1 protein-coding gene is annotated in these 542 nt (G+C 64.9%); it reads right to left on the bottom strand.

What is annotated here, in order from left to right; genetic code table 11:
- A partial coding sequence (locus A9Z05_RS05690) for an aminotransferase class III-fold pyridoxal phosphate-dependent enzyme (RefSeq protein WP_141723374.1) occupies window positions 1-542 on the bottom strand: 542 nt, incomplete at both ends.

The raw sequence follows: 542 nt of genomic DNA, 5'->3' as shown, positions 1-542 counted from the left end.
TGCGCGAACCATTCGCCGGTGCGCCCGAACCCGCCTATCACTTCGTCCGCGACGAGCAGGATGTCGTACTTGCGGCAGATCCGCTGGATTTCCGGCCAGTACGTCGACGGCGGGAAGATCACGCCGCCCGCGCCCTGGAACGGCTCGCCGATGAACGCCGCGACGTTCTCCGCGCCGAGCTCGAGGATCTTCGCTTCGAGCTGCTGTGCGCGTGCGAGGCCGAACGCTTCGGGCGTTTCGCCCGGCTGCGCTTCGCCGAAGAAATACGGCTGGTCGATGTGCACGATGTGCTCGACCTTCGACGGCATCTGCTCGTGCATGTAGCCCATCCCGCCGAGCGTGCCGCCCGCGATCGTCGAGCCGTGATAGCCGTTCTTGCGCGAGATCACGTATTTCTTCTGCGGCTTGCCCTGCACGCGCCAGTACTGGTGCACGAGTCGCAGCACGGTGTCGTTGCCTTCCGAGCCGCTGTTGCAATAGAAGAAGTGGTTGAAGCCGGCGGGCGTCACTTCGGCGAGCATCGCCGACAGCTCGATGATCGG

Origin of the sequence: Burkholderia sp. A2 (genome assembly GCF_001729305.1) — a bacterium.
Lineage (GTDB): Bacteria > Pseudomonadota > Gammaproteobacteria > Burkholderiales > Burkholderiaceae > Burkholderia > Burkholderia sola.
Note: the sequence above shows the minus strand (reverse complement) of the source record. Positions and strands in the feature narration are given on the sequence as shown.